We start from the raw sequence: 5,912 nt of genomic DNA, 5'->3' as shown, positions 1-5,912 counted from the left end.
CGTTGTCGAGGGCGCGGGAGAGCAGGGTGTTGTCGACGCCGAAGAAGACGTCGCCCTGCGGGTTGTCCTTGGTGAGCACGGCCTTGTTGACGGCCTGCCCGGCGTCACCGTCCTCCAGGACGCGGACCTTGTACCCGGACTCCTTCTCGAAGGCGGCGAGCACGTCCTTGGACACCGCCCACGAGGAGTGGCTGACGAGCGTGACGATCTTGGACCCCTCGGAGCCGCCGTCGTCCCCCGCGGACGAACCGCAGGCGGTCAGCGTGACGAGGCCGAGTCCCACGGCCGCGGCCGCGAACGTCTTGAAATGCACTGGATTTCCTCCTGGAGTTGACCAGGAAGAGACGCGGCCCTGCCCGGGGGCCGCGAGGGCTCCCGGGCAGGGCGCAACAGCTTGAGTAGTGACCGAACTTCCTACCCAGAATGACCTGGGCGAGGTTCAGAGGGTCTGCGGCCCGCTTGCCGCACTCTCAGCGCTGTGGCGCTCCCCTGTCGGAATATGAAGATGTGATCGTACGTGGCCAGATTACCTCTCGGTGGCCGCGAGCTGACCACAGGCGCCGTCGATCTCCTGGCCCCGGGTGTCCCGGACGGTCACCGGCACCCCGTGCGCGGCGATGGCCTCGACGAACGCCTTCTCGTCCTCGGGCCGCGAGGCGGTCCACTTGGAGCCGGGCGTCGGGTTCAGCGGGATCAGGTTGACGTGCACGGGCTTGCCGCGCAGCAGCCGGCCGAGCCGGTCGCCCCGCCATGCCTGGTCGTTGATGTCCCGGATGAGGGCGTACTCGATGGAGAGCCGGCGGCCCGACTTCTCGACGTAGTCGAACCCGGCGTCGAGCACCTCACGCACCTTCCAGCGCGTGTTCACGGGGACGAGGGTGTCGCGCAGCTCGTCGTCCGGGGCGTGCAGGGAGATCGCCAGCCGGCACTTGAAGCCCTCGTCGGCGAAACGGTGGATGGCGGGCACCAGACCGACCGTCGACACGGTGATCCCGCGCTGCGACAGCCCGAGCCCGTCCGGCGCGGGGTCGGTCAGCGCCCTGATGGCACCCACGACCCGCTTGTAGTTGGCGAGCGGCTCGCCCATCCCCATGAAGACGATGTTGGACAGCCGCGCGGGCCCGCCGGGCACCTCGCCGTCCCGGAGCGCCCGCATCCCGTCCACGATCTGGTGGACGATCTCGGCGGTGGACAGATTCCGGTCCAGCCCCGCCTGCCCGGTCGCGCAGAACGGGCAGTTCATCCCGCACCCCGCCTGCGAGCTGATGCACATGGTCACCCGGTCCGGGTACCGCATCAGCACCGACTCGACGAGCGTCCCGTCGAACAGCCGCCACAGCGTCTTGCGGGTCTCCCCGGCGTCGGTGGACAGATGCCGCACGACGGTCATCAGGTCGGGCAGCAACGCCTCCCGCAACCGCTCCCGCGCCCCGGCGGGAATGTCGGTCCACTCCGCGGGGTCGTGCGCGTACCGCGCGAAGTAGTGCTGCGAGAGCTGCTTGGCGCGAAACGGCTTCTCACCGATCTCCGCAACGGCTTCCTTACGCTCCGCGGGCGAGAGATCAGCAAGATGCCGCGGCGGCTTCTTGGCTCCGCGGGGAGCGACGAACGTGAGTTCTCCGGGCTTCGGCATAACCCTTCCAGTGTGGCAGATCCACTTGGGTGACCCGGCCGGGAGCGTGGGGCCCCGCCAGTAGCATGATCCAATCCGAACCCGGGGGGGCTTGTGCGAACGAGATCGACCGCTGTGACGGCGGCCTTGGCATGCCTGGTGCTGGTGGGAGCCGCCATGGTCGCGGGTGACAGCGCGGCAGAGGAGCGCTCCGCCGAGGAGATGCTCGCCGAGGCGAACGAGAGGATGCGGGCGCTGACGTCGGTGACGATCGAGATGGCCACCACCAACTCGACCACCGGTCGCCACCACTCCAGTCGGTTGCGGACCGACCTCAAGAGCAGGTGTGCGTACAAGGAGACGTGGGACACCGGTGACGGCCTGGAGCAGATCCGGACCGGGGAGACGGACTACGTCCGCCTGAATCGCGCGCACGTCGAACGGAAGAACACCCACTGGATCAAGACGCGTGCCAGTGACACAGCGCGAGAGGAGGGGCTCACCGACTGCACTCGCGACTTCACCTCTTTCGGCACAGTGACGAAGGGGAAGCCGGCCGAGGTCGACGGTGCGTGGGCGATCGTGCTGAAGGTGACCGAGGCGGACGACGAAGGGTCCTTCACCTTCTGCATCGCCGCCGAGGGCGAGCCGTACATACGCAAGGTCGTCTACGAGGGGCCCGAATATCACTCCACGACGGAGTTCAGCGCCTTCGACGAGCCCCTGAACGTCCGGCCCCCGGCCGAGGCCGACGTGCTGGACATGAGCGTCCTCGGTCGATGAGGGGGGCGGGGGCCGACCCGCTCAGAACACCGGAAGGTCGCCCTCGTGGGCGAGCATGCGACGGGCCCCCGACCTGGGCGTTCAGGTCGGGGGCCCGGCTCACGTGCGTGCGGGGGCGTCAGCCTGAGCCCACGAAGAGGACCAGGAGGAGCCAGACCACCGGGGCCGTGGGGAGCAGGGAGTCCAGGCGGTCCATGATGCCGCCGTGGCCGGGCAGCAGCGTGCCCATGTCCTTGATGCCCAGGTCCCGCTTGATCATGGACTCGCCGAGGTCGCCCAGCGTGGCGCTGGCCGCGACCGCCAGGCCCAGCAGCAGACCCTGCCACCAGGTGCCGTCGTCGATCAGGAACTGCATGCACAGCGCGCCCGCGACCATCGCGAAGGACACCGCGCCCAGCAGACCCTCGCGGGTCTTGCCGGGGCTGATGCGCGGAGCGAGCTTGTGCTTGCCGAAGCGCCAGCCGACGGCGTACGCACCGGTGTCGCTGACGACCGTCAGCAGCAGGAACGTCAGCACCCGGAAGGCACCGTCGTCCGCCGTGAGCATCAGCGCGACGAAGGTGGCCAGGAACGGGACGTAGAAGGCCGCGAAGACACCGGCCGTCACGTCCTTCAGATAGCCCTCGGGCGGCTCGGTCATCCGCCAGACCAGGACCGCCAGCGCGGTCAGGGCCATGGCGACCCAGGCGCCCTCGGGCCCCCGGACGTACCCGGCGACGACCATCGCCGCGCCGCCGACCGCGAGCGGCACCAGCGGCGCGTTGATGCCCTTGCGCTCCTGGAGCCTGCTGGTCAGCTCCCACAGACCGACCACGACGGCGACCGCTATCACGCCGATGAACACGGCCTTGACGACGAACAGCGAGGCGACGATCACCGCGCCGAGCCCGACGCCGACCCCTATGGCGGCGCCCAGGTCTCGGCCCGCGCTCTTCTTCTGCGGTGCGGGCGCCGGCTGGGGGGCGTCGGGCATGGGCTCCGGATTCTGCGGCACCGCCGCAGAGGGCTGTGCCGACGGGGTCTCGTGGCGGAACGTCTCATCACGGAACGCCGGGTCGGGCGCACCGGGGCGGAACGTCTCGTCTCGGAACAAGGGACCGCCCAGCCGAGCGGCCCCCCGGTCGTCATCCTGGTTTCCGCCGTGTGCGGGTACGTCGGGGACGATGGGCATGGGGCGAGTCTGCTGCGCCTCAGGCGCATCGTACGCGGGACCCGCCGGGGCAGCCCCCTGGACAGGCCCCTGGCCGACGGACCGCTGGTCGACGGGCCCCCAGTACGCCGGCTGGTACCCCGGCTGTGCCCCCGTGTGCGGGTGGCCGGCGTCCGGGTGGCCGGCGTGCGGCGGAGGGCCCCAGGAAGAGTCGTTCATCAGACCTCGAGGAGTTCCGACTCCTTGTGCTTCAGGAGCTCGTCCACCTGGGCGACGTACTTCGCCGTGGTGTCGTCGAGCTCCTTCTCCGCACGACGGCCCTCGTCCTCGCCGACCTCGCCGTCCTTGACGAGCTTGTCGATCGCGTCCTTGGCCTTGCGGCGCACCGAGCGGATGGACACCTTGGCGTCCTCGCCCTTGCCCTTGGCGACCTTGATGTACTCGCGGCGGCGCTCCTCGGTCAGCTCGGGGAACACCACACGGATGATGTTGCCGTCGTTGCTGGGGTTGACGCCCAGGTCCGAGTCGCGGATGGCCTGCTCGATGTTGCGCAGCGCCGTCTTGTCGAACGGGGTCACGACCGCCATGCGCGGCTCCGGCACGGAGAACGAGGCCAACTGGTTGATCGGCGTCGGCGCGCCGTAGTAGTCGGCCACGATCTTGTTGAACATCGCCGGGTGCGCACGGCCGGTGCGGATCGCGGCGAAGTCCTCCTTGGCGACCACGACGGCCTTCTCCATCTTCTCCTCGGCCTCGAGGAGGGTCTCTTCGATCACCACTTGCTCCTGCGTGTCTTGAGTAGGCCCGGCTGCGGTTCCCTGTCGGTGGCGGCGGCCGGCTGCGTCGCGTCTTCTTCCTGCACGGTTCCCGACCGGCAGGACATTGTCCATCCCCCGGCCAGGGTCCGTCCCCCGGTCAGGTGTTGTCGTACGGACCGGGGTTTCGACCGGTCAGGCCCGGCCGTCCTGCTCACCCACAAGCGTGCCGATCTTCTCACCCCTGACGGCGCGAGCGATATTGCCCTCCGCCAGAAGCTCGAAGACGAGGATCGGGAGCTTGTTGTCGCGGCACAGTGTGATGGCGGTGGCGTCGGCGACCTTGAGGTCCCGGGTGATGACCTCGCCGTAGCCGAGGGCGTCGAACTTGACGGCCTCGGGGTTGGCCTTGGGGTCGGAGTCGTAGACGCCGTCCACGCCGTTCTTGCCCATCAGCAGCGCCTCGGCGTCGATCTCCAGGGCGCGCTGGGCGGCGGTGGTGTCGGTGGAGAAGTACGGCATGCCCATACCGGCGCCGAAGATCACCACGCGCCCCTTCTCCAGGTGGCGCACGGCGCGCAGCGGGATGTACGGCTCGGCGACCTGGCCCATGGTGATGGCGGTCTGGACCCGGCTGTCGATGCCCTCCTTCTCCAGGAAGTCCTGGAGGGCGAGGCAGTTCATGACGGTGCCGAGCATGCCCATGTAGTCCGAACGGGCCCGGTCCATGCCGCGCTGCTGGAGTTCGGCGCCGCGGAAGAAGTTGCCGCCGCCGATGACGACCGCGACCTGCGCGCCGTCACGGACGACGGCCGCGATCTCCCGGGCGATCTTGTGCACCACATCGGGGTCCACGCCGAGGCCCCCGCCGCCGGAGAATGCCTCGCCGGACAGCTTCAGCATGAACCGGCCGCGTACTTTGCCGTCGTCGCTCTTCTGGGCCTTGGTGGTCATGGGGGTTCCCGCCTCTTTCACGTGGTGCACATGCGAAGAAGGCCATTGCCGGTGGGGTGTCGATCGCATCCCATGCGCGGCAATGGCCTCCTCGTCAGATCTGCTGTCGTCCGCCACGCACACGCGCGTGACGGCGTACCGGGACGACTGCCTACGACCCTCTTGGGGCCGACCCTATCGGGGTCCGGCGTCCGTCGCGGTACGGACTCAGATGCCGACCTTGATGCGCGAGAAGCGCTTCAGGGTGACACCGGCCTCGTCCAGGACCTTCTGGACGGACTTCTTGTTGTCGAGCGCGTACGGCTGACCGAGCAGCGTCGCGTCCTTGAAGAAGCCGTTGAGGCGACCCTCGACGATCTTGGCGATCGCGGCCTCGGGCTTGCCCTCGGCGCGGGTGGTCTCCTCGGCGATGCGGCGCTCGGACTCGACGACCTCGGCCGGCACGTCCTCCTTGGAGAGGTACTTCGGCGCGAAGGCGGCGATGTGCTGGGCGACGCCCTTGGCGACATCGGCGTTCGGCTTGTCCAGCTCGACGAGGACACCGATCTGCGGGGGCAGGTCGGGCATCGTGCGGTGCAGGTACGCGGAGACGAAGCCGTCGGCGAACTGCGCGAAGCGGTCCAGGACGATCTTCTCGCCGAGGTTGGCGTTGGCCTCG

At 69.1% G+C, this 5,912-nt stretch carries 6 protein-coding genes, 1 pseudogene and 1 riboswitch; of the genes and pseudogenes, 1 reads left to right on the top strand and 6 read right to left on the bottom strand.

What is annotated here, in order from left to right:
* Both G6W55_RS36785 and rlmN read right to left on the bottom strand, forming a co-directional pair.
* A pseudogene (locus G6W55_RS36785) lies at positions 1-313 on the bottom strand (thiamine ABC transporter substrate-binding protein); the annotation flags it as partial.
* Positions 314-393: 80 nt separating this feature from the next.
* Positions 394-501, bottom strand: a riboswitch (TPP riboswitch).
* A 25-nt stretch (positions 502-526) separates the two neighbouring features.
* On the bottom strand, positions 527-1,633 hold the full coding sequence (gene rlmN, locus G6W55_RS36780; RefSeq protein ID WP_175524955.1) for a 23S rRNA (adenine(2503)-C(2))-methyltransferase RlmN: 1,107 nt from the start codon (positions 1,631-1,633) through the stop codon (positions 527-529).
* 114 nt (positions 1,634-1,747) lie between these two features.
* Between rlmN and G6W55_RS36775 the strand changes: the two genes are divergently transcribed.
* On the top strand, positions 1,748-2,395 hold the full coding sequence (locus G6W55_RS36775; RefSeq protein WP_309243884.1) for a hypothetical protein: 648 nt from the start codon (positions 1,748-1,750) through the stop codon (positions 2,393-2,395).
* Positions 2,396-2,513: 118 nt separating this feature from the next.
* Here the strand turns inward: G6W55_RS36775 and G6W55_RS36770 are convergent, their stop codons facing one another.
* The 4 genes from G6W55_RS36770 to tsf form a co-directional block, all read right to left on the bottom strand.
* Positions 2,514-3,764, bottom strand: coding sequence for a phosphatidate cytidylyltransferase (locus tag G6W55_RS36770; protein ID WP_175524953.1), 1,251 nt, complete (start codon positions 3,762-3,764; stop codon positions 2,514-2,516).
* Positions 3,764-4,321 carry a ribosome recycling factor gene (gene frr / locus G6W55_RS36765; RefSeq protein WP_009190895.1) on the bottom strand — a complete coding sequence of 186 codons (558 nt, stop codon included), beginning with the start codon at positions 4,319-4,321 and terminating at the stop codon, positions 3,764-3,766. The genes G6W55_RS36770 and frr overlap by 1 nt, the downstream gene beginning before the upstream one ends.
* Before the next feature lie 174 nt (positions 4,322-4,495).
* Positions 4,496-5,254, bottom strand: a complete 759-nt coding sequence (gene pyrH / locus G6W55_RS36760) for a UMP kinase (protein WP_175524952.1) — start codon at positions 5,252-5,254, stop codon at positions 4,496-4,498.
* A 207-nt stretch (positions 5,255-5,461) separates the two neighbouring features.
* Positions 5,462-5,912, bottom strand: a 451-nt coding sequence (gene tsf / locus G6W55_RS36755; protein WP_175524951.1) for a translation elongation factor Ts, incomplete at its 5' end; no start/stop codon positions are given.

Source organism: Streptomyces sp. CAI-85 (assembly GCF_013363615.1).
GTDB lineage: Bacteria > Actinomycetota > Actinomycetes > Streptomycetales > Streptomycetaceae > Streptomyces > Streptomyces antibioticus_B.
Note: the sequence above shows the minus strand (reverse complement) of the source record. Positions and strands in the feature narration are given on the sequence as shown.